The organism is Microvirga sp. GN3, from assembly GCF_055792825.1.
In genome coordinates, this window is record NZ_JBVVAK010000108.1 from 1 (window position 1) to 21,582 (window position 21,582).

The following is a 21,582-nucleotide window of genomic DNA, read 5'->3' on the forward strand; positions in this document are numbered from 1 at the left end:
GATCCACGACCAAGCCGGGCGGGATCAGAGCTGAGAGGCGTAGGCTTCGGTGCATGAGGCTGCCTCCTTCTGGAAGACGGCATCAATCCAGTCCTCAACTGCACCAAATCTGCGTCAGAGCCAACATTGCACGCCGAAACACACTCAATGTCTGGTTCGCGCGCTTGATGGCTGTCTGGATGGCATCCTCGATGCTGGTTTCCGACGAACCAACGAGTTCAACCATCTTGTAGACATGATCCGACATGGCACGCTCCTGATGATGGACCGGAGGGCAGATAGAGCCTGAAACCGAGGCTGCTAGTCGCGCGATGTTCCGTAAGATCGATCGGGTTCATGGCCCCGTCGAGCCATCGAACAGGTTAATAAGGCCGTCAGCCACCACGCTCCGGATGGTGCTTCGAGCCGCCACATGACGGAATTTCGCAACCTGCCGCTATGGCAGTTGCGCACACAACAGGAGAGCGAAACCGCCTGCTGTCACAGCCGTAGCCAGCAGAATGCTATCAACCAGTACATTGGAAGTTGGTCTGGGACTCACGAACCGCCTGATCACCGCGCAGCCCGCCTTGTGAAACGAGTTTCGCACAGTGATCCTTGACCAAGGATGCGGCCGTGGCGCGCCTGCAAGGGAAATCGGATCATCGAATGGCTCCCTGGAGAAGAGTGAACGTCTGGCGGAGTTGCGGGGCCAATCATCCAGTTGACGGGGCATTGTTGTTACGAAGTTCCCCTGCCGGGAGACGATCGCCGATGTCATCGTCGCGGACCTCGAGAGCCTCTGCGCTCGACAATAACCACTGGGGCCTGACGCGGGCGGGCGCGAGCCGCCCCTATCACTACTGCAGCAGTGCTCTCTGCTGCATTCAGGACCTCCGGCCGGACCTCAGCCTCTGGCAAGCCCATCAACTGCGCTGCGATCTCGATCTGAGCCTCGATGTGCCCGGTTAAACCTTGAGCGGCTGCGATGGCTTCGTTGAGTGCGGGAGGATCATGGCGTGTTCTTCGACGACTCCATTCGGCAGGTGTTTGCTTGCGACCCATCTGACCAATTCCCCTTGACCGACAGGACAACGCCCCGAGCAGGAATTTGTGCGTTGCACAATTGCCGCAGTCGATCGGAAAGAGCGATTCGGGCGAGCGGTCATCCCTGGTTCCGCCTCCCCGGCTGCCTGGCGCCAATGCCCGCTTGACCTGATCTCGTCTCATTTCGTGTGGCCGCTGCACTTTCAGCTTCATGGACGGTCCAAAGCGCCTGAGGGCGGTTGCCTCATCACATCCAAAGTTCGTCTCGACCGAGGGGTTCAATCCACCTATCGTGGTTCTCCCGTGTCTTGTGCGCTTTTGAGTACCCATGGCCTCTTCCTCTCCCGCCCGACGACCAAAGACCCGCGTGCAGCCTCATGTGGCTCCCACTGTCGATCTCAGTGCCGTGATCATGGCGGCCACGCCCGACGAGCCGCGGGTCCTCACCGTCCGGGCCACTCCGCAGCAGCCTGACGGCCTTCCTTCAGGTCCCTTGCAGTCGCAGCACCGCACGCTGGAGATGGGGTTGCGGACCTGGGTGGCCGAGCAGACCCAGCTGACCCTGGGCTACGTCGAGCAGCTCTATACCTTTGGTGATCGCGATCGGACTGAGGCGGATGTCTCAGGTGCGGGACATGCGCTGTCGATTGCCTATCTGGCGCTCGTACGCGAAGCCCGGCCAGCAGGCCTGGCCCATGCCGCGTGGCGGAACTGGTACAGCTATTTGCCATGGGAGGATTGGCGCGAGGGCCGGCCCAAGGCCTTGGATGTGATTGAGCCGCGCCTGAAGGCCTGGGCGCGAGCCGGCGGCAAACCTTTTCGACACTTCCGCGAGGAGCGAATCGAGCTCACCTTTGGGTTCGGGGCAGAGACCTGGACCGATGAACGCGTCCTGGAGCGCTACGAGCTCCTGTTCGAGGCCGGCCTCGTTCCTGAGGCACTCCGCGACACACAGCCACCTGTGTCGTCCAAGGTGCGGCTTGCACCCGGTCTGCCGATGGCACTGGACCACCGGCGGATTCTCGCGACGGCGATCGGCCGCCTGCGCGGCAAGATCAAGTATCGGCCCGTGATCTTTGAGCTCATGCCGGCCGCGTTCACGCTCCTGGATCTCCAGAAGACGGTCGAGGCGCTGTCCGGAATTCGGCTTCACAAGCAGAACTTCCGCCGCCTGGTCGAGGTGCAGGGTCTGGTGGAGGAAACCGGTGAGGTCACAACCGAGACGGGCGGGCGCCCGGCCCGGCTGGTGTGCTTCCGGCGCGAGGTTCTGATCGAGCGCCCCGCCCCCGGCGTGCGGTTGCCCCGCCTACGATAAGCCCGTTGAGACCGAAAGTGGGTTGACGCCAGTTTATACTCGTGTCTAGCATTATTCCTGTGCCGGCTATCCAGCCGGCTTTCTTATGACTGCGTAATGCTCCAAAGGAGTATAAGTACGATTAATTAATGCTCGCTGTGAGCATAGGAGATCACAATGTCCGCTGCGGCTTCAATGGTGTCTGCGCCCCTGCCCTTGCCCGAGCTCTACGCGCGTGTCAGGCATCACGTTCCGGCCATGGAATGGCCATTCTATGCCAGCGACATCGCGGCCATCCTTGCGCTCAAGCGGGAACACAACGCGGTCATTCTCGCCCACAACTACCAGACGCCTGAGATCTTCCACACGGTGGCCGACATCGTCGGCGATAGCCTGGCACTGGCTCGTGAGGCCGTGAACACAGATGCCGACGTGATCGTGCTCGCGGGCGTGCACTTCATGGCGGAGACCGCCAAACTGCTCAATCCGAACAAGACGGTGCTGATCCCGGATGATGAGGCCGGTTGCTCCCTGGCTGAGTCGATCACTGCAGAGGATGTCCGTCAGCTGCGGGCGCACTATCCGGGCGTGCCGGTCGTCACCTATGTGAACACGTCGGCTGCCGTGAAGGCGGAGTCGGACATCTGCTGCACCTCGGGCAACGCCAGGAAGGTCATTGAGTCACTCGGGGTTGATCGCGTGATCATGCTGCCGGACGAGTTCCTGGCCCAGAACACGGCAGCCCAAGTCCCCGGCATTGAGATCATCACCTGGGCGGGGCATTGCGAGGTCCACGAGCGTTTCACGGTCGAGGATATCCGCGCGGTGCGCGAGTGCTACCCGGACGTGGTGGTGCTGGCTCACCCGGAGGCGCCGCCCGAGGTGGTGGCGGAGGCCGACTTTGCCGGGTCGACGGCCGGCATGGCCGACTTTGTCGGCGAGAAGCGGCCGGCCCGGGTCGCGCTCGTGACCGAGTGCTCAATGAGCGACAACGTGGCGGCTCTCTACCCGGAGGTTGAGTTCGTGCGGCCCTGCAACCTGTGCCCGCACATGAAGCGCATCACCCTGCCCAAGATCCGGCAGGCTCTCGAGCAGCACCGGCATGAGGTCACCATCGATCCGGCGGTGGCCCAGCGGGCGCGGCTGGCGGTCGAGCGCATGCTCGCTGTTCGCTGAGGGCCGACCATGAGAACCATCCATCCGCACGACCGTGTGGTGGTCGTGGGCGGCGGCATCGCCGGGCTCGCAACCGCCCTGCAGCTGGCGCCGCTGCCCGTGACCCTGCTTGTAGCTTCTCCCCTGGGGCAGCACGCCTCCACGCCGCTGGCGCAAGGTGGGATAGCAGCCGCCCTCGGAGCCGATGACCACCCTGCCCTGCACGCGGCCGACACCCTCCAAGCGGGTGCCGGTCTCAGTGAACCGGATGTCGCAGCCCGCATCGCTGGCGCTGCTCCTTCCTGCATCGAATGGCTGGTTGCTCAGGGCACCTCCTTCGATCGAGCTGGATGTGATGGCAACCTGATCCTGGGCCTGGAAGCCGCCCACTCGCGCCGGCGGATCGTTCATGCCGATGGCGATCGAACCGGCAAGAGTGTTCTGGACGCGCTCATCCATGCCGCCAGGAACGCTCCTTCCATTCAGATCCTGGAGAACCACCGTGTCACGGATCTGGCGCTGGATGCGGATGGCGCAGTGACCGGCGTGTTGTGCGCTCCTTGGGGACCCGATGGCAGCGATCAGCCTATACTGATCCCCGGCCGAGCCGTGGTGCTGGCAACAGGCGGGATCGGAGGTCTCTACGCCCATACCACCAATCCCCTGAGTGCCCGAGGTGCGGGACTGGCGCTGGCAGCCCGTGCGGGAGCTATCATGCGCGATCTCGAGTTCGTTCAGTTCCATCCCACCGCCATCGCGGCTGGTCGTGATCCGATGCCGCTGGCCACCGAGGCCCTGCGTGGCGAAGGGGCGGTGCTCGTCAACAGTCGCGGCGAGCGCTTCATGCAAGGCGTCCCCGGAGCGGAGCTGGCGCCGCGCGATGTGGTGGCGCGGGCGATCTTCGCCCAGATCTGCGCCGGTGAACGCGTACTCCTCGACACGCGACACGTACTTGGGGGCAGCCTCGCCAGCAAATTCCCTGGCGTGACAGAGCTATGCCGGGCCGCTGGCTTGGATCCGGTTCGCGATCCAATCCCTGTGCGTCCCGCCGCTCACTATCACATGGGCGGGATCAAGGTGGACGGTCAGGGCCGCAGCTCGGTCGAGGGGCTCTGGGCCTGTGGCGAGGTCGCGTCAACAGGCCTGCACGGGGCGAACCGGCTGGCGAGCAACTCCCTGCTCGAGGCGCTGGCCTATGCGGCCTGGATTGCGGACGACATCAGGGGAATGACACGCCAGTCATCAATGGGACAGTGGCCCTCCCCTCCTTCCGCCATGTGGAAGGGATATAGCTCTGGTAATCACCCTTCCCCGTGGCCGGGGGAGATCCGAACGGCCATGGACCGGCACGTGGGTGTGCTTCGTGATGCGACCGGATTGCAGCGGGCCGTCCGCCAACTCCGTGCGCTGACGCGTGACGCACACCCGAGGGGACTTCACGACGCCACCATCGTCGGCCTCATGATTGCAGTCGCAGCTTACATCCGGAAAGAGAGCCGGGGCTCCCATCAGCGACGGGATCATCCCGACCTGATGCCGGAAAAGCATTCCGAGATGACCCTCGACCAGGGGCTGTGCATTGCAGCCGAGATCGACGTTGAGACAGCGCTGCCTGTCAGGAGAGTTGCATGAAGCCAATCCTCACCACACGAGACATTTTAGCTCCGCTCCCGCGCCTGCTGGTGGAGCCCATTGTGCATGCAGCGCTGCTCGAGGATCTGGGTCGGGCCGGCGACATCACGACGGATGCCGTCATTCCCGCTGACGCCAGACTGCGTGGCGCCATTGTGGCCCGGGAGCCAGGTGTGGTTGCAGGCGTCGACGCAGCGCTTCTGGCATTTACCTTGATCGACTCTGCCGTCACGGTAGCCGTCGACCGGCCCGACGGCAGCCGGGTGGAACGAGGAGAGGCTGTTCTCCGCGTGGATGGTCCGGCCCGAAGTATTCTCTCGGCGGAACGTGTGGCTCTCAATCTGCTCTGTAAGCTGTCGGGCATTGCAACGGCGACCGCGGCTCTCGTCGACGTTACCCGGCCCCATGGGCATGCTCGGATCGTCTGCACGCGCAAAACCACACCAGGACTGCGCTCGCTCGAGAAGCATGCTGTCCGGGCTGGCGGGGGAGGCAACCATCGCTTCGGGCTCGATGATGCGGTTCTCATCAAGGACAACCACATTGCCATTGCCGGAGGCGTCAAGCCAGCCCTGGAACGTGCTCGAGCCGCGGTTGGCCACCTCGTGAAGATAGAGATCGAAGTGGATACTCTCGATCAGCTGGATGAGGTGCTCGAGGTTGGCGCCGACGCGATCCTGCTCGACAACATGAGCCCTGCTACCCTCTCAGAGGCCGTTCGGCGGGTGAACAAGCAAGCCATCACGGAAGCCTCCGGCCGAGTGACGGTGGCAACCGCACCTGCGATCGCGGCAACGGGCGTGGATTTGATCTCGACCGGCTGGATCACGCACAGCGCGCCCATCCTCGATCTCGGTCTGGACGTTGCGTGAGGGAGCTTGCTCCTGCTTGGAGTGCTCTTCTCACCAGAGGAGGGCAGAGCTGCATAGGCCTGCGCCATCGCAGATTGCCGTGAGCCGGAGAACTCCAGGGGCTGCTCGGATTGCCAAGGCGATTGCCCAATGAGTCTCAGGCTCCTCCCCAACCGCAGTATTCTAGTGTAGAACGACCGGATCCAGTGGAACTCCGATCCCAGTCGATCCTTTTACCCAAGGTATAGATAGACGGCAGGGTAGATGTATCGCCGGTGCTCGAGCATCGTAGAGCCGAACTCGCGAAAGCTGATCCGGGAGATGCGTGATGATCCGAACCTCGTGCCACACGGCTGACAATGCGCTCTCGCTCGAGTTCGATGCGACGCCATGGTTTCGCGAGGCCGATCTGCAGAGCATTCTTCATCTTGCTGATCAGGATTGGTCCAGCACGTGGGTAGCCGATGCCCTTGAGACGCGTCCGGGCTATGAAGGACTGCACCAACTCGTCACTTATGCTGCCACCCGGCTCAGAGACGAGTCACTGGAGGATCCCACCTGGGACGCGCTGGATTGTGTCGTCAACTCGTCTGACGCTCAACAATGGCTGAAAGAGAACCGTCCGGAAATCGCAGCCAAGCTCTGGCGCTGAGAGGCGGCACACAAACTCTCTGTGTCGAGCACAACATGCCAGACGATCGTTGCCCGTTGAGGTGGGCATTCGGGCGCTCTACAACGACGCTAGGCGGGAGGAGCGAGGCTGGGATCTCCAGACAACCTCTTGCCCAGCGCGACAATCATGGGCTTCAGGTGAAAGCTGTCCTGCGGCATCGCCCCGACCGGCCAGCCTGCTTCCTCAACGGCTTGCGCCGTAACGGGTCCGATTGCAGCGATGACGATCTGGTGCATCGCCGCATCAAGCTTCCATGTTCTGTTAAACCGTCGTGCAATCTCCTGAAGCCGACGCACCTGCGCCGTGCTGGTGAACGCGATCAGATCGATGGCTCCTGCGGCGAGCTCATCAACAAGGCGAACGACCTGCTCATCCTCCTCATCCGAGGCATAGCGGTAACAGAGGATCGGATCGGCCTCAGCGCCTGCCTCTCGCAAAAAACCCGTCAGCAGATCCTCGCCGCCGGGATAGAGCTGCACGCCGACACGGCTGCCCCTCAGATCGAGAGTGGACAGGGTCGCGATCAGACCAGCGGTCGTGGGCTCCTCTGCTGTCACGTCCGGGCTGAGCCCGACGCTGCGCAGGACCTTGGCCGGCTTAGGCCCACGAACGATCTTGCGCGTCCGCCGGAGGCCGGCGATCACCTCAGCCTCGATGCCGCCACGGCGGGCGAACCCCAGGAGCCGGGCCAAGCCCTCCCCCGTGTACAGAACGAGGCTATCGTGGTGCCCTCCCGCAAGCCGCTCAAGCCACGCCTGAACCGGCGCGGCATCCTCCACATCGTGGATCGACACCAAGGGGCACCGCACCGCGACGGCGCCCTGCCGTTCGAGCATTCCGGCGAACAGATCAAGCTCCCGGCTCTCGGGCACCGCAATCCTTCGACCCTGCAGCATCGTCTTCCCTTCACGGTTTTTCCTGCACCAGTGGGTGGATTTTCGATCAGCCAGATGGGCGAAGACGCATCAGCGCTCGGCCGCTCGTGCTGATTGCGCCACCGTCGCGGGTTAGGTCCGGCGGTGCGGCTCGACCGGCCATCGCCAATCACCTGGGTTGCCCTAACCCTCAAATCCGGGCCAGACCCAGGCTCGCTCCCCATGTCGTGCGCCACCGCGATTTGATCCCGGTCAGGCCCAGGAGCGCCAGCGCGGCGAGCCCCGCAAAAACCAGGAAGCCAAGCTGATAGCTCCCCGTCAACTGCTTGGAGTAGCCGAGGCTGGAGGCGAGATAGAAACCGCCAATGCCACCTGTCATACCGACGAGACCAGTCATCACGCCGATCTCGCGGCGGAAGCGCTGAGGCACGAGCTGGAACACCGATCCGTTGCCCATGCCAAGGGCCAGCATGCCGATGATGAAGACGACCAGAGCCATCCACGCCTGCGGCAGACGAAGGCTGACAACGGTGAGGGCGACAGCAGCGACGATGTACATGGCCGAGAGAGCGCGAATGCCGCCGATGCGATCAGCCAAGGCGCCTCCGACCGGGCGCACGAGGGAGCCCGCAAACACGGCAGCCGCTGTGAAGTAGCCTGCAGTGACCGGACTCAACCCGTACTCCGAGTTGAAGTAAATGGTCAGCGAAGAGGCGAGGCCGCTGAAGCCGCCAAACGATACGGCATAGAAGAACATGAACCACCAGGCGTCGCCCTCGCGCAGGACGGCCAGATATTCCACGAACGTCTTCGGAGGTGGCTGGTTGGGACTATCCTTTGCGGCAAGGATGTAGACCACCAACGCAATACCAAGCGGGATGGCAGCCAATCCCAGAACGTTCGTCCAGCCGAAGATGACCGCCAGTCCTGGTGCAAAGAGTGCAGCGAACACCGTGCCGGAATTACCGGCTCCCGCAATCCCGAGGGCAATCCCCTGGTATTGCGGTGGGTACCAGCGCGACGCGAGCGGGAGGGCGACGGCGAACGATGCGCCCGCCACTCCGAGGACAATGCCAAGCAGCACCACTTGCGTGAACGAATGAATCCCGAAGAACCAAGCCATGAGGAGACCGGCAATCACGATGATCTGACCGATCAGGCCGGTTGTCTTAGGACCGATGCGATCGACAAGAAGGCCATTGACGACACGCAGAACGGCTCCGGCGAGAAGGGGAACGGCGACCATGAGGCCTTTCTGGGCGGCGTCGAGCTGAAGATCCGCCGCCGCCTGAACACCCAAGGGACCGAGAACGACCCAGACCATGAAGGCCATATCGAAATAGAAGAAGGCGGCTAACAGCGTTGGCGTGTGGCCAGCCTTCAGGAATTCTTTGTTGATCATGGGTCCTGTCCCCTCACGCGTATGTTGCATTCTGGCGAAGCGGGTCGAAGTCGCGCCGAGCGCTCGACTGGTTTGCTTTCTCGAAGACGCGGCCCACGCCGATGATGACGGGCTTCGTCGGATCGCGCCTTTCGCTGGCCCAGCCGAGATCGGCGATGGAACCGGCCCAGCGTTCGTCGCCGCGCGACACGTTCGATACCATCACAGCAGGGAGGGCCGGAGAGCATCCGGCTTCGATCAGACGCTCGGCGATAGCGCCCGCGGTGCCACCGGCCATGTAAAAGATCGTTGTGGTGCTCGGGTCGGCGAGTCCCTGCCAGTCGAGACTGCTCGGTAGCTGGCCGGTCTTCGCGCAACCGGTCACGAAACGGACGGATTGCGCCATATTGCGATGAGTGAGCGATGTGCCGAGCACCGAGGCAAGCGCGATGCCGGCCGTGATGCCGGGCACCACATCGACGGAAATACCCGCCTTCTCCAGATGCTCGATCTCCTCGCCCGCCCGCCCGAAGATCATCGGATCGCCGGACTTGAGCCGCACCACCTGTTTGCCCTGCAGCGCCAGACGCGTCATCAGGTCGTTGATGTCGTCCTGAGCGCAGGAGGCGCGCCCTCCCCGCTTGCCGACCATCATCCGCTTCGCCTCGCGGCGCGCGAGTTCGAGCACATCCTCGGAGACGAGATCGTCGAAGAGGATCACGTCCGCCGACTGAAGCGCCCGCATCGCCTTCAGGGTCAACAGCTCCGCGTCGCCGGGACCGGCACCGACCAGGGTGACGCGCCCGACCTTTTGTTCCGGTGCGGATGCGATCTGCTCCAGCACCGTCTCCACGCTGCCGCCGAAGCTTTCCGGCGGCCTGCCCTGGAACGCGAGATCGGTAAAGCGCTCCCAGAAGGTGCGCCGCGCCACGCCGGGCGGCAGATGCTGCATCACGCGTTCGCGCACATGCTTGGCGAAGCTGGCCCAGGACGCAACCGAGGGGTGCAGCAGCGTCTCGATCCTGCGCCGGATCGCCTGCCCGAGGATGGGCGCGGCGCCGTCGGTCGAGATGCCGATCACAACCGGCGAGCGGTTGACGATGGAACCGAACTGGAAATCGCAGAAGGCCGGCTTGTCGACCACGTTCACGGGCACGCCCGCATCATGCGCGGCCGCCGCGAAGGCTTCGGCCTCTGCCTCACCCTCCACATCGGCAACGGCGAGAGTAGCGCCTTTAAGGATTTCCGCCGACCAGCCCGACCGATGCAGCGTGAGCGAACCGTCCGCCGCGCCCCGCGCCACCAGAGTCTCCATCTCGGGCGAGGGATCGGTCGCATAGATGTCGACATCGGCGCCGGAGGCCGCGAGAAGCTCCGCCTTCCAGGCCGCCCCCGCCGATCCGCCGACCAGCACCGCGCGCCGATCCTCGAGATCGAAGAACACCGGCAGCTTGGCCAGCCGGCCGAGCCGTGCCGGGTCGGCCTCAGACGGCTTTCTTAAGGACTGCAGCATCGATCAACCTCCTGATTTCAACGCGGCACGAGCCGCAATTCGTCCCGGCGCGCAGGGTTTCCCCAACGGCTTCAACTGATGCAGCGCCGTTCTCGATCGCCGCTGCGATCTGGTTGGCGCCGACGGAAAAGCAGGCGCAGACGATGGGGCCGGGATCGGGCTGATCGAGGCCGGGCCGGCCGCTCAGCAGGCGCAGGCGCTCGGCGCCGGCAATGGAAGGAGCCTTCAGGCGCTCGACGGCCCAGGTCCGTGATACGGCCACCGGTTGCGGCGCGGCGAACAGCGCACCCAGCAAGGCATCACCCGCGAAGGTCGCGAGCCGGAAGCTGGCCTGGTCCTGATCGCTGTACGACAGCGTCTCCAGGTTCTCGCCGCTGCCAATCAGAGTGGCGGCGAAATCTGTCCAATCCTCCACCGGTTCAAGACCGGCGAGCTCGATGCGCCAGCCTCCCTCGGCCCGCGCGATCGCCCAGTACTCGGCTGGAATTGTCTCAGGCCTGTTGCGCAGCACCGCGAAGCCGTACCAGATGGCATCGAACGGCTCGATGCGCGCGCTGGAGAACTTGAGACCGGGTTGACCGGAGATCGGGTCAACATCCGCGAGGGTCGCCGCGCCGATGCGCCCCTGCGCGGTCTGCTGGTCGGTCCAGTGCATGGGGACGAAGATGCTGCCCTTCTGCTGGCGATCCGTCACCAGCGCGCGGACGATGGCGCTGCCCTGCGGACTGACGATACGAACGAGGGTAGCGGGCGCAATTCCAGCATCCTCGGCATCATCCGGGTGGATCTCGCAGAAGCTCTCCGCGTAATGGCTCATCAGGCGCGGCGTCTTCGCCGTGCGCGTCATGGTATGCCACTGGTCGCGGATGCGGCCCGTGTTGAGGATCAGCGGGAACTCCGGCGAGGCCGCCTGCAGAGCAACCGGCGTCGGGACGAACCACCCTCGCCGGTCGGGCGTGTAGAAACCGCCTTCAGCAAAGAAGCGCGTGGTCGCGCCGTCGAGTGCTGCACCCGGCCGACGCGGCCATTGGAACGGCGTCAGCGTGTCATAGGCGCTCTCGCTCAGCTCGGCACAGGCCGAGATATCGAAATCGCGCGTTCCGTCATTCGCAATGCCGGACAATGCGGCATGTTCGCGGAAGATCTCGGCCGGCGACTGATAGTCGAAGGCATCGGCAAAGCCCATGCGGGATGCGACATCGCAGATGATGCGCCAATCGGGCCACGCTTCGCCTGGCGGTTTCAGGAACGAGCGTTGGCGCGAGATGCGGCGCTCGGAATTCGTCACCGTGCCGCTCTTCTCCGCCCAGGCCGCCGCCGGCAGCAGCACGTGGGCGTGACGCGTCGTGTCGGTGCGGGTGACATCGCTCACGACCACGAACGGGCATGCGCGAAGAGCATCCTGAACCGCATCGGCGTCCGGCAGGGAATCGGCCGGGTTGGTGCCCATGATCCAGATCGCCTTGACCCGCCCCTCGCCGACGGCGCGAAAAAGGTCGACAGCCTTAAGACCGGGACGAGCAGCGACTCCGGGGCTGCCCCAGAACGACCGAACCAGCTCGCGATGGCTTGCGCTGTTGATGTCGAGATGAACCGCGAGCATGTTCGCCAGCCCGCCGACCTCGCGCCCGCCCATGGCGTTGGGCTGGCCAGTCAACGAGAACGGCCCCCTGCCGGGCCGCCCGATGCGGCCGGTGAACAGGTGGCAGTTGATGATGGCGTTGACCTTGTCGGTGCCGACGACGGATTGGTTCACGCCTTGCGAATAGGCGGTCACCACGCGCTCGGAGCGGCTCCACAGGGTGAAGAATTCGCGCAGCTGCTCGACTGGCAGGCGCGTTGCGTTAAGCGCTCCGGGAAAGCCGCATTCGCCCGCGGCCTGCAGAGCCTCATCGAGGCCGGAGGTGTGGCTGTCGACATAGTCGTTGTCGCACAGGCCCATCCGATCGAGATGATCGAGCAGGCCGGCGAAGAGCGCCACATCGGAATTCGGGGCGATTGCCAGATGGAGATCCGCAGCCTCTGCCGTCACGGTGCGGCGCGGATCGATGACGACGATCTTCGTGCCGCGACGTTCGCGGGCTGCCAGGAGTCGTTGGAACAGGACAGGGTGGCACCACGTCATGTTGGAGCCGACAAGGACGACGAGATCGGCTTCCTCGAGATCCTCATAGGTGCCGGGGACGGTGTCGGAACCGAAGGCGCGGACGTGGCCGGCGACCGACGAGGCCATGCAGAGGCGGGAATTGGTGTCGATGTTGGCCGCGCCGATGAAGCCCTTCATCAGCTTGTTGGCGACGTAGTAATCCTCGGTCAGCAGCTGGCCCGAGCCGTAAAAGGCGACGGATTCCGGCCCGTGCTCGGCAATGGTCTCGGAGAAGCGCCGCGCCACCAGTTCGAGCGCCTCGTCCCATCCCGCACGGCGCCCATCGACCTCCGGAATGAGGAGCCTGTCGTCGAGGCTCAGCGTCTCACCCAGCGCCGACCCCTTCGAGCAGAGACGGCCCTCATTGGCCGGGTGCTGCTCATCTCCCTTGATCGCGACCGAGCCATCCGCCTGCGGCGTTGCCACCACGCCGCAGCCGACGCCGCAATAGGGGCATGTGGTCCGGATCGGGGTGCCGCTCGCCATTCCCCCTCCTCAGGCCGCGCGCGCCATCAGGGCCGAAGCGGCGAGCAGGATGCGCGTGCCTTCGATCCGCAGCGGGATCTTGTGGGTGCAGCCCTGGTCCGCCCCCTGTGCCTCCCCGCTTTCCAGGCTGATCACCCAGTTGTGCAGCGGGCAGGTCACGGAATGACCATGCACCATGCCTTGCGACAGCGGCCCACCCTTGTGCGGGCAGCGATCACGCAGGGCGAACAGCGTTCCGTCCGCTGCCTTGAACACGGCGATGTCGCCGCCGGGCGCCTGCACGACGCGTGATCCGAGAACCGGCACGTCGTCGACGGCACCCACATCGATCCACTCGCTCATTCCGCTGCCTCCGCCAGGGTGAAGTTCGCCATGGGCCTGAACTCGTGCGCGTCGCGCCCGGCGGCCCGCTCGGCCCAGGGATCGACCTGCGCATTGCGCTGCGAGATGACGAAGCGCTCGTAGAGCGCCCGGCGCTTTTCCAGGTCGTCGACCACGGTCGCCCGGATGGAGTCGACGCCGACCCGGTCGGCCCATTTGTACATGCGCTCGAGATAGTGCCCCTGCTCGCGATAGAGCTGCGTCAGGGCCGCGATGACCGCGATGCACTCGTCCTCCTCCGGCACCTTGCAGAGCAGCTGCGTGCCCTTGATGTGCAGGCCGGCGGCGCCGGCGAAGTGGATCTCGTAGCCGGAATCGACGCAGATCACGCCGACATCCTTGCAGGTCGCTTCCGCGCAGTTGCGCGGGCAGCCGGAGACGCCCATCTTCACCTTCGCCGGCGTCCAGGAGCCCCACATGAACTGCTCGATCCTGACGCCGAGGCCGGTCGAATCCTGCGTGCCGAAGCGGCACCAATCCGTGCCGACACAGGTCTTCACCGTACGCAGGCCCTTGGCATAGGCATGGCCCGAGACCATGCCGGCCTCGTTGAGGTCGGCCCAGACCGCCGGCAAGTCCTCCTTGCGCACGCCCAACAGGTCGATGCGCTGGCCGCCGGTCACCTTCACGGTCGGGATGTTGTAGCGCTCGGCCACATCGGCGATGGCGCGCAGCTCCCGTGGATTGGTCAATCCGCCCCACATGCGCGGCACCACCGAATAGGTGCCGTCCTTCTGGATGTTGGCGTGGACACGCTCGTTGATGAAGCGCGAGCGGCCATCGTCCTCGTATTCCTCCGGCCAGTCGCAGAGAAGGTAGTAGTTCAGGGCCGGGCGGCACTTGGCGCAGCCGCAGGAGGATTTCCAGCCCAGTTCCTGCATCACCGCCGGGATCGACTTCAGCTCCGCCGCCCGGATGAGACGGCGCACATCGTCATGGCCGAGATCGGTGCAGCTGCACATGGGCTCGACCGCCGCCTTGGCAAACTTGTCGCCGAGGGTCAGAGTCATCACCTGCTCGACGAGGCCGGTGCAGGTGCCGCAGGAGGCGGAGGCCTTGGTATGCGCCCTCACCTCGGCGAGCGAGCTCAGGCCCTTGTCGGTGATCGCCTGGACGATCTTGCCCTTGCAGACGCCGTTGCAGCCGCAGATTTCCGCATCATCCGGCAAGGCTGCAACGGCCGCCGTAGGGTCCAGGGGGGCACCCCCGACATAGGACTGGCCGAAGATCAGGGTATCGCGCAGTTCGGAGACATCGGCCTCCTTGCGCAGGAGATCGAAGAACCAGGAGCCGTCCCCCGTCTCGCCGTAGAGGACGGCGCCGACGATGCGGTTCTCCTTCAGGACGAGGCGCTTGTAGATGCCGCGCGACGCGTCGCGCAGCACGATGTCCTGCCGGTCCTTGGCCTCGCCGAAATCGCCGGCCGAAAACAAGTCGATGCCCGTCACCTTCAGCTTGGTCGCGGTGACGGAGCCGGTATAGGCCGCCGTCTCGTCGCCGGCGAGCTGCGCGGCCACCACCTTCGCCATCTCATAGAGCGGCGCCACGAGGCCGTAGCAGAGGCCGCGATGCTCGACGCATTCGCCGACCGCGAACACGTCCGGGTCGCTCGTGCGCATGTCGTCGCCGACGAGCACGCCACGGTTGGTCTCGAGGCCCGCCTCCTTGGCCAGAACCGCATTCGGACGGATGCCGACGGCCATGACGACGATGTCGGCGGCAAGCTCGGTGCCGTCGTCGAGCCGGACGCCGGTCACATGCGTGTCGCCCAGGATCGCATGGGTGTTCGCCTTACAGCGGACCGTGATGCCGCGGTCCTCGAAAGCCTTCTGCAACAGGTAGCCGGACGAGGGATCGAGCTGGCGCTCCATCAGGGTCGGCATGAGATGCAGGACCGTGACCTCCATGCCCTGCGCCTGAAGGCCGGCCGCCGCTTCGAGCCCGAGCAGGCCGCCACCGATGACGATGGCGCGCCCGCCCTTCTGGGCCGCTTCGAGCATCCTGTTGACGTCGTCCAGATCCCGGTAGGTGACCACGCCCGGCAGGGTCGCGCCGGGGATCGGCACCACGAAGGGCATCGATCCGGTGGCGACGAGGAGCTGATCGTAATCCGCGACAGTTCCGTCCGCCGCGACCACGCGCTTGGCTTCCCGGTCGATCTCCACCACCTGCTTGCCGCGATGGAGCGTGATGCCATGCGTCTCGTACCAGGCATCGTCATGGATCAGGATGTCCTCATAGGCCTTCTCGCCCGAGAGCACCGGCGAGAGCATGATGCGGTTGTAGTTCACCCGCGGCTCGGCGCCGAAGATCGTGACCTCGTATTCGCCGGGAGCACGCTCGAACAGCTCCTCCAGGGCACGACCGGCGGCCATGCCGTTGCCGATGACGACAAGCTTCTTGGGCATCTCAGTCTCCCTGAGAAAGTCAAAAGTCCCAGGCACCTGCTCCTCGGCACGCGGCCGCAAGCACAAAAGCGTCGCCTGAAGTAGCCACGTGCTGCTTGCGCAGCATCCAGGCCATTCATGCGACGTCGTTGTCGGAGCAATGCCAGATGAGCGGCAAAACTGTCTGATCGCCTTTGATCAGACGGTGCAGCGAGACCTTGTGACTTCGTTGTCGTGGTCCGCGTTGTTTAGAAAGACTATCGATTGCCTACTTTTTAATCAAGTCTATATTTTGTGCAAAGTGCGTAACTTCTGGACGGCAGAATGCTCGCAGAATGGTCACCTTGGCGGATGTTCATCCCGCTATGCTTGGCCCGACCAAGAGGGCGGACTGGACACGCAGCGCCGTCGTGTCAGGACTATCGCAAGGTGTGGCACTCGACATCGGACCATTGGGGTCGGGAAGCTCTCAGGGGGGCGGCATGTCTTTCCACCAGCAAGAGCCAGAGCAGCTCCGTGTCGCTTTAGGCTATTCCTCGGAACGCGGACCACGCGTCGACAATGAGGACTATTTCGCTTTCTTCGAGGGCACGCTCGCGCAGCGGACGCGCCATGGTGTGGTGGCGGCGATCGCGGACGGGGTCGGTGGGGCCAGGGGTGGTCGCGTGGCCGCCGAGACCGTGGTGCGGGGCTTCATCGATGGTTACCTCGGCCAGAGCGAGCTTCTCGGCGTGCGGAAGAAAAGCGCGCGGGCCCTCGAGGCGATGAACCGCTGGGTCCACGCCATCGGCCGCAGCAACGCCGAGCTTCAGGGGATGGCCTGCACGCTGACCGCGCTCGTCCTGTGGGGGCGTCAGGCTCACATCGTCCATGTCGGGGACAGCCGGCTGTATCGCCTTCGTCACGACCGCCTGGATCTGCTCACCACGGATCACACGTTCCATGAATGGGGCATGCAGGGCGTCCTCCGGCGGGCCGTCGGGGCCAGCGACAGCATTCAGATCGATTATCTCGCCGAGCCTGTGCAAGTTCACGACCGGTATCTTCTGTGCACTGACGGAGTCCATGGATACTTGCCTGAGCGGGTCCTCCGGCACGAGCTCGCCCGGAGAGCCTCACCGGAGGAGACGGCGCGGAGCCTGACCGCCGCGGCCTTGGCTGCCCGAAGCGGGGACAACGCGACAGCCCTCGTTCTCGATGTTCTGAGCCTGCCGCCGGCGAACCAGCCGGATCTCGAGCTTGCAATTGCAGGCCAGCCCATTCTGCCACCGCCTACGATCGGCGCCGTCATCGATGGATTCGATCTGGAGGCTCAACTGTCCGATGGCCGGTACAGCCGCGTATTCCGGGCGCACGATACCGTCGCGAACCGCTCCGTCATCATCAAGTTTCCGAAGCCCATCCAGGACGCCGATGCCGTGCTTCGGCAGGCTTTTGTCCGGGAGACCTGGATCGCGGCGCGCGTCCGCAGTCCCTGGGTTGGAGAGGTTCTCGAGATTCCGCCGGAGCGTCAGACCCGTCTCTACTCGGTGATGCCGTTCTATGAGGGAGAAACCCTGGAGGCGCGGCTGCAACGGTCGCCCCCGATATCCCTTTCTGAAGGTTTGGCGCTCGCGATCAAGCTGGCCAAGGGCGTTGCCGCCCTGCACCGGGCCAGCATCGTGCATCGGGATATCAAACCGGACAATGTGATCCTCGAGCACGCTGCGGAGCAGGCAGAAACCGGCGTGAAGCTGGTCGATCTCGGTGTCGCACGCGTCGCCGGAATGGACGATTTTGCCTTGGAGCACGCACCCGGCACGCCAAGCTACATGGCGCCTGAACTCTTCGCCGGCGCTGCGGGTGACGTGCTGTCGGATCAGTTTGCGCTGGCTGTCACGATCTACCGCCTGTTCAGCCGTGTCTATCCTTACGGTGAGATCGAGCCGTTCTCTCGTCCCCGGTTCAGCAAACCGACTCCGCTCACCTCCCATCGGCCCGATCTGCCGGCCTGGCTGGATCAGGTCCTTGCGCGGGCCCTTGCGGTGTCGCCGCATGATCGATTTGGCGACGTGCTCGAGCTGGCGTTCGAACTGGAGCACGGTTCCGCGCGAGCGCTGCCGACTGTCCTCCATAGCAAGCCGCTTTACGAACGCAATCCAGTGCTCGTCTGGCAAATGATTGCCATCACGCTCGCCATTCTGCTGTTCGTCAGTTGGGCCTTCAGATAGCGCCTATGGCGCGGCGCCATCCGGTTGGGAGAACGCTTTCCGATATTGGGCCGAAGGACCCGACTGAGGAAGCAAGGCTGAACAAGCGCCTTACTGGGAGTTGTCTGTGTCAGACGAAGCAGGATCAGTGATATCCTCAATCCACGTGAAGGCCTTCACGCCTTGTGGGAAGCCCAGCGTTGGGATCGCAAGGAGGGCCACCTGCTTAAGTTCCTCCGTTGCGAGGCCTTCAGCCAAGGCCCGGCGCGTGTGGGAGTGCACGGCACCCTCCGAGAGCGCCCCGACAGCAAGAGCAAGCTTCACCAACCGCCGTGTCCGCCCATCGAGGGGACCTGCTTCAGCGCATGCTTTTCCAAGAGCCGCGTAGGCCTTCCAGATCGCCGGGTACGTCTGTGCGATCTCGCCTGCGCCGGACGGTAAGTTCTCGGGGGCCTCTATCATAAGCTCCTCCTTTGAGAAGTTTGGATAATGTTCTGGTGCCCTTAGCATCGTGAGGCGACGCGCTCTAGCAACTGCCCCTGGATTGCCGCGGTGAGTGTACATCAGGGCTTTGGGATCATGCGCACCATAGGCTTTTAGACAGACGACCTGCCAGGCGATCTATAGCAGCTCGGCACCCCTCATGACCGTCGAGCGGACTGCCATCACGTCACGCTGGAGCTGTAATCATTTTAGCATTGAGCCGACCGATTCTCGTTGCGGCGATAGCGGGTGCACACTTCCGAGTGGGGAGATCACCGAATGTGGCTCCTCTGCCCTGTCTTCATTGGCATCCATTGATGTCTGCTATTGGCGCTTTCAGCCTTCGCGGAAGATCGCACCGTCCAGGATGTCCAGGCCGATCTCCTCGCCGACTCTCAGGTTCGTCACAAGAGCAACCTCAACCTCGAGCTTCTTCCCATCGGCTTGCGAGACCTCGATCCGGCGCATGGATCCGAGACGCCGAACGCCACTGACAATACCCTGATGGTGTCCATGGCCGGCGGGTACCGGCTTCAGGTGCCAGGGCCGGCAGTAGAGACTCGCCGGGCCAATAGTGGACTTCGGTGCAGCCACAGGAACGAGCTTTCCGTTCAGCAGCACCCGCCCATCGCGAATTTCGGCATTGAAGCGGGCGGCCTGACCGAGAAAGGTCATCACGAAGGGTGTCGCAGGGTAGTCCTGCACGTCGTCGGGACTGCCAACCTGCTCGAGATGTCCACGGTTCAGGACAGCGACCCGGTCTGCCAATTCCAGGGCCTCATCCTGATCATGGGTGACGAAGACCGTCGTCGTGCCGGTGCGCTCGTGGATGTCACGCAGCCAGGCGCGGAGATCCTTGCGGACCTTGGCGTCGAGGGCGCCGAAGGGCTCGTCGAGCAGAAGGACGCGCGGCTCGACGGCGAGCGCCCGCGCCAACGCGACCCGCTGGCGCTGGCCGCCGGAGAGCTGAGCCGGAAACCGGCTCTCATAGCCGGACAGCTGGACCAGATCGAGCAGTTCGGAAACGCGGCGCCGGATCTCGGCCTTGGACGGGCGGTTCGCCCGCTCGCGCACCCGCAGCCCATAACCGATGTTGTCGGCAACGCTCATGTGCTTGAACAGGGCATAATGCTGAAAGACAAAGCCGACCTGCCGCTTCTGCACGGGAAGAGATGTCGCCTCCACGCCCCCGAAGAGCACCTGCCCGCGATCGGCCTCCACCAATCCGGCTATGATGCGCAACAACGTGGTCTTGCCCGAACCCGAGGGGCCGAGCAGCGCCAGGAGCTCTCCAGGCCGGACATCGAGATCCACATCGTGCAGAGCGGCCGCGCCCGCGAAGTTCTTCGTCACGCCCGCAATACGGATATCGACCGCTTGGCTCCGCTCAGCGGTGTGCGCCGCCGGCAAGGTCAGCTCCGTGACGCCATTCGAGGCAAGACTTGAGCGCCAATGTGACGAGGGCGAGGCCGGCGAGGAGCGAGGCGACGGCAAAGGCCGCAACGAAGTTATACTCATTGTAGAGAATCTCCACGTGAAGCGGGATGGTGTTGGTCAAGCCGCGGATGTGGCCCGAGACCACGGAAACCGCACCGAACTCGCCCATGGCGCGGGCATTGCACAGAAGGACGCCGTACAGCAGTCCCCACTTGATGTTCGGCAGCGTCACGGTGAGAAAGGTGCGCCACCCGCTCGCGCCCAGCGTCAAAGCAGCCTCTTCTTCGGCCGTGCCCTGCTCCTGCATGAGCGGGATGAGCTGCCGTGCCACGAAGGGGAACGTCACGAAGATGGTGGCGAGGACAATGCCCGGCAGAGCGAAGGCGATCTTGATGCCATGCGCCATGAGCCAAGGCCCGAACAAGCCCTGCGCCCCGAAAAGAAGCAGGTAAATCAGGCCCGACACGACCGGCGAGACGGAAAACGGCAGGTCGATCAGGGTGATCAGCAGGCTCTTGCCCTTGAACTCGAACTTGGCGATGGCCCAGGACGCCATGAGACCGAACACGAGATTCAATGGCACCGCGATGGCAGCCACCGTCAGCGTCAGTTGGATCGCCGCCAGGGCATCCGCCTCCTGAAAGGCGGCGAGGAAGCCCCCAAGCCCTCGCCTGAAGGCTTCCACGAAGACGACAACGAGCGGCAGAACCAGGAACAGAAGCAGGAAGATGAGAGCGACCGAGATGGCCAGCCATCGGATCGGCTTCTGCTCGGTCACTACGCTCTGCTGCGATGGAACCGGCACGGCCAGAGCAGCGCTGAGATCAGACATGACCAAACCTCCTGCGGCTCCAAGCCTGGATCAGGTTGATCAGCAAAAGCACTGAGAACGAGATCGCCAGCATGATGGTGGCGATCACCGTCGCGCTGGTGTAGTCGTATTCCGACAGCTTGATCACGATCAGCAGCGGCGCGATTTCCGAAACATAGGGCAGGTTTCCGGCGATGAAGATCACCGATCCGTACTCTCCGACCCCGCGGGCAAAGGCCAATGCGAAGCCCGTCAGCACGCCAGGAAGAAGCGGAGGCAGGAGAACACTGCAAAGGGTGCGCCAGCGGGAAGCACCGAGAGTCGCAGAGGCTTCCTCCAACTCACATTCAATTTCCGCGATCAGCGGCTGAACGGTGCGGACAGCGAAAGGAAGCCCAATGAAGACCAGGGCGATGAAGATACCCAAGGGCGTATAAGCCACCTTGAGACCCAGAGGCTCCAGCAGCGATCCCACCCAGCCATTCGGCGCATAAAGGGCGGCAAGTGCAATGCCGGCAACAGCTGTTGGCAGGGCAAAGGGCAGATCCACGATGGCATCGATGAGCTTACGGCCCGGGAAATCGTACCGGGTCAGAACCCATGCAATCAGAAGGCCGAAGAGAGAGGCGACGCCGGCGGCAAGCAGGGAAATGCTGAAACTCGTCTCGAGGGCCGCAGCAACCCGGGGGTCGGCGGCAGTCGCAGCAATACCGGTGATTCCGATGCCTGAGGCCTTCACCACCAGCGCGCCGAGTGGCAGCAACACCAGCAACCCAAGGTACAGCAGCGTGTAACCGAGCGTGACGCCGAAGCCCGGCAGCACGCTCGCTTGCTTGAGACGCAGATAGGACGCCGAGGCCAT

At 64.1% G+C, this 21,582-nt stretch carries 17 protein-coding genes and 1 pseudogene; 7 read left to right on the top strand and 11 right to left on the bottom strand.

Features of this window, described 5'->3' with window-relative positions:
* Window positions 1–145: 145 nt before the first annotated feature.
* Window positions 146–247: pseudogene (locus ACS5Q1_RS33780) on the bottom strand (dodecin family protein); the annotation flags it as partial.
* Between the two features lie 506 nt (window positions 248–753).
* Here ACS5Q1_RS33780 and ACS5Q1_RS33785 point away from each other — a divergent pair.
* The 6 genes from ACS5Q1_RS33785 (at window position 754) to ACS5Q1_RS33810 (ending at window position 6,610) form a co-directional block, all read left to right on the top strand.
* Window positions 754–951: a hypothetical protein gene (locus ACS5Q1_RS33785; protein ID WP_473102317.1), complete on the top strand. Its 198-nt coding sequence runs from the start codon at window positions 754–756 to the stop codon at window positions 949–951.
* 403 nt (window positions 952–1,354) lie between these two features.
* On the top strand, window positions 1,355–2,341 hold the full coding sequence (locus tag ACS5Q1_RS33790) for an NUDIX hydrolase (RefSeq protein WP_473102318.1): 987 nt from the start codon (window positions 1,355–1,357) through the stop codon (window positions 2,339–2,341).
* A gap of 156 nt (window positions 2,342–2,497) precedes the next feature.
* The gene (gene nadA, locus ACS5Q1_RS33795) at window positions 2,498–3,496 is read left to right on the top strand and encodes a quinolinate synthase NadA (protein WP_473102319.1); all 999 of its coding nucleotides are present in this window, start codon (window positions 2,498–2,500) and stop codon (window positions 3,494–3,496) included.
* Between the two features lie 9 nt (window positions 3,497–3,505).
* Window positions 3,506–5,107 carry an L-aspartate oxidase gene (locus ACS5Q1_RS33800; RefSeq protein WP_473102321.1) on the top strand — a complete coding sequence of 534 codons (1,602 nt, stop codon included), beginning with the start codon at window positions 3,506–3,508 and terminating at the stop codon, window positions 5,105–5,107.
* Entirely contained in the window at window positions 5,104–5,979 is an 876-nt protein-coding gene (nadC, locus tag ACS5Q1_RS33805; RefSeq protein ID WP_473102322.1) for a carboxylating nicotinate-nucleotide diphosphorylase, read from the top strand. Before ACS5Q1_RS33800 ends, nadC begins: the two co-directional genes overlap by 4 nt.
* A 307-nt stretch (window positions 5,980–6,286) precedes the next feature.
* Window positions 6,287–6,610, top strand: a complete 324-nt coding sequence (locus ACS5Q1_RS33810) for a hypothetical protein (RefSeq protein WP_473102323.1) — start codon at window positions 6,287–6,289, stop codon at window positions 6,608–6,610.
* An 89-nt stretch (window positions 6,611–6,699) separates the two neighbouring features.
* Here ACS5Q1_RS33810 and ACS5Q1_RS33815 read toward each other — a convergent pair whose 3' ends face one another.
* From ACS5Q1_RS33815 to nirB, 6 genes are all read right to left on the bottom strand, one after another.
* Complete coding sequence (locus ACS5Q1_RS33815; RefSeq protein ID WP_473102324.1) at window positions 6,700–7,527, bottom strand: uroporphyrinogen-III synthase; 828 nt, start codon at window positions 7,525–7,527, stop codon at window positions 6,700–6,702.
* Between the two features lie 169 nt (window positions 7,528–7,696).
* A complete protein-coding gene (locus ACS5Q1_RS33820; RefSeq protein ID WP_473102325.1) occupies window positions 7,697–8,908 on the bottom strand; it encodes a nitrate/nitrite transporter in 1,212 nt (403 codons plus the stop codon).
* 13 nt (window positions 8,909–8,921) lie between these two features.
* Window positions 8,922–10,400, bottom strand: coding sequence for a siroheme synthase CysG (gene cysG, locus ACS5Q1_RS33825; RefSeq protein WP_473102327.1), 1,479 nt, complete (start codon window positions 10,398–10,400; stop codon window positions 8,922–8,924).
* The gene (locus ACS5Q1_RS33830) at window positions 10,372–13,032 is read right to left on the bottom strand and encodes a nitrate reductase (protein WP_473102328.1); all 2,661 of its coding nucleotides are present in this window, start codon (window positions 13,030–13,032) and stop codon (window positions 10,372–10,374) included. Before ACS5Q1_RS33830 ends, cysG begins: the two co-directional genes overlap by 29 nt.
* A gap of 9 nt (window positions 13,033–13,041) precedes the next feature.
* Window positions 13,042–13,374, bottom strand: a complete 333-nt coding sequence (nirD, locus tag ACS5Q1_RS33835) for a nitrite reductase small subunit NirD (protein WP_473102329.1) — start codon at window positions 13,372–13,374, stop codon at window positions 13,042–13,044.
* Window positions 13,371–15,821, bottom strand: coding sequence for a nitrite reductase large subunit NirB (gene nirB / locus ACS5Q1_RS33840; RefSeq protein ID WP_473102331.1), 2,451 nt, complete (start codon window positions 15,819–15,821; stop codon window positions 13,371–13,373). The genes nirD and nirB overlap by 4 nt, the downstream gene beginning before the upstream one ends.
* Window positions 15,822–16,282: 461 nt before the next feature.
* Here nirB and ACS5Q1_RS33845 point away from each other — a divergent pair, with 461 nt between their 5' ends.
* A complete protein-coding gene (locus ACS5Q1_RS33845) occupies window positions 16,283–18,010 on the top strand; it encodes a bifunctional protein-serine/threonine kinase/phosphatase (protein ID WP_473102333.1) in 1,728 nt (575 codons plus the stop codon).
* Between the two features lie 90 nt (window positions 18,011–18,100).
* On the opposite strand, the gene ACS5Q1_RS33850 is transcribed toward ACS5Q1_RS33845, so the two are convergent.
* The 4 genes from ACS5Q1_RS33850 to cysT all read right to left on the bottom strand — a co-directional run bounded on the left by ACS5Q1_RS33850 (window position 18,101) and on the right by cysT (window position 21,582).
* Window positions 18,101–18,451 (bottom strand): carboxymuconolactone decarboxylase family protein, encoded by a 351-nt coding sequence (locus ACS5Q1_RS33850; protein ID WP_473102334.1) that lies wholly within the window; start codon window positions 18,449–18,451, stop codon window positions 18,101–18,103.
* Between the two features lie 357 nt (window positions 18,452–18,808).
* Window positions 18,809–19,882, bottom strand: a complete 1,074-nt coding sequence (locus tag ACS5Q1_RS33855; protein ID WP_473102335.1) for a sulfate/molybdate ABC transporter ATP-binding protein — start codon at window positions 19,880–19,882, stop codon at window positions 18,809–18,811.
* Entirely contained in the window at window positions 19,860–20,741 is an 882-nt protein-coding gene (gene cysW / locus ACS5Q1_RS33860; protein WP_473102336.1) for a sulfate ABC transporter permease subunit CysW, read from the bottom strand. The genes ACS5Q1_RS33855 and cysW overlap by 23 nt, the downstream gene beginning before the upstream one ends.
* Window positions 20,734–21,582, bottom strand: coding sequence for a sulfate ABC transporter permease subunit CysT (cysT, locus tag ACS5Q1_RS33865; RefSeq protein ID WP_473102338.1), 849 nt, complete (start codon window positions 21,580–21,582; stop codon window positions 20,734–20,736). The genes cysW and cysT overlap by 8 nt, the downstream gene beginning before the upstream one ends.

Bases quoted from the DNA above. Each gene is read 5' to 3' on its own strand.
- ACS5Q1_RS33785 (WP_473102317.1), top strand. From the start codon at position 754: ATGTCATCGTCGCGGACCTCGAGAGCCTCTGCGCTCGACAATAACCAC.
- ACS5Q1_RS33790 (WP_473102318.1), top strand. From the start codon at position 1,355: ATGGCCTCTTCCTCTCCCGCCCGACGACCAAAGACCCGCGTGCAGCCT.
- nadA (WP_473102319.1), top strand. From the start codon at position 2,498: ATGTCCGCTGCGGCTTCAATGGTGTCTGCGCCCCTGCCCTTGCCCGAG.
- ACS5Q1_RS33800 (WP_473102321.1), top strand. From the start codon at position 3,506: ATGAGAACCATCCATCCGCACGACCGTGTGGTGGTCGTGGGCGGCGGC.
- nadC (WP_473102322.1), top strand. From the start codon at position 5,104: ATGAAGCCAATCCTCACCACACGAGACATTTTAGCTCCGCTCCCGCGC.
- ACS5Q1_RS33810 (WP_473102323.1), top strand. From the start codon at position 6,287: ATGATCCGAACCTCGTGCCACACGGCTGACAATGCGCTCTCGCTCGAG.
- ACS5Q1_RS33815 (WP_473102324.1), bottom strand. From the start codon at position 7,527: ATGCTGCAGGGTCGAAGGATTGCGGTGCCCGAGAGCCGGGAGCTTGAT.
- ACS5Q1_RS33820 (WP_473102325.1), bottom strand. From the start codon at position 8,908: ATGATCAACAAAGAATTCCTGAAGGCTGGCCACACGCCAACGCTGTTA.
- cysG (WP_473102327.1), bottom strand. From the start codon at position 10,400: ATGCTGCAGTCCTTAAGAAAGCCGTCTGAGGCCGACCCGGCACGGCTC.
- ACS5Q1_RS33830 (WP_473102328.1), bottom strand. From the start codon at position 13,032: ATGGCGAGCGGCACCCCGATCCGGACCACATGCCCCTATTGCGGCGTC.
- nirD (WP_473102329.1), bottom strand. From the start codon at position 13,374: ATGAGCGAGTGGATCGATGTGGGTGCCGTCGACGACGTGCCGGTTCTC.
- nirB (WP_473102331.1), bottom strand. From the start codon at position 15,821: ATGCCCAAGAAGCTTGTCGTCATCGGCAACGGCATGGCCGCCGGTCGT.
- ACS5Q1_RS33845 (WP_473102333.1), top strand. From the start codon at position 16,283: ATGTCTTTCCACCAGCAAGAGCCAGAGCAGCTCCGTGTCGCTTTAGGC.
- ACS5Q1_RS33850 (WP_473102334.1), bottom strand. From the start codon at position 18,451: ATGATAGAGGCCCCCGAGAACTTACCGTCCGGCGCAGGCGAGATCGCA.
- cysW (WP_473102336.1), bottom strand. From the start codon at position 20,741: ATGTCTGATCTCAGCGCTGCTCTGGCCGTGCCGGTTCCATCGCAGCAG.
- cysT (WP_473102338.1), bottom strand. From the start codon at position 21,582: ATGGCCTCGGCGTCCTATCTGCGTCTCAAGCAAGCGAGCGTGCTGCCG.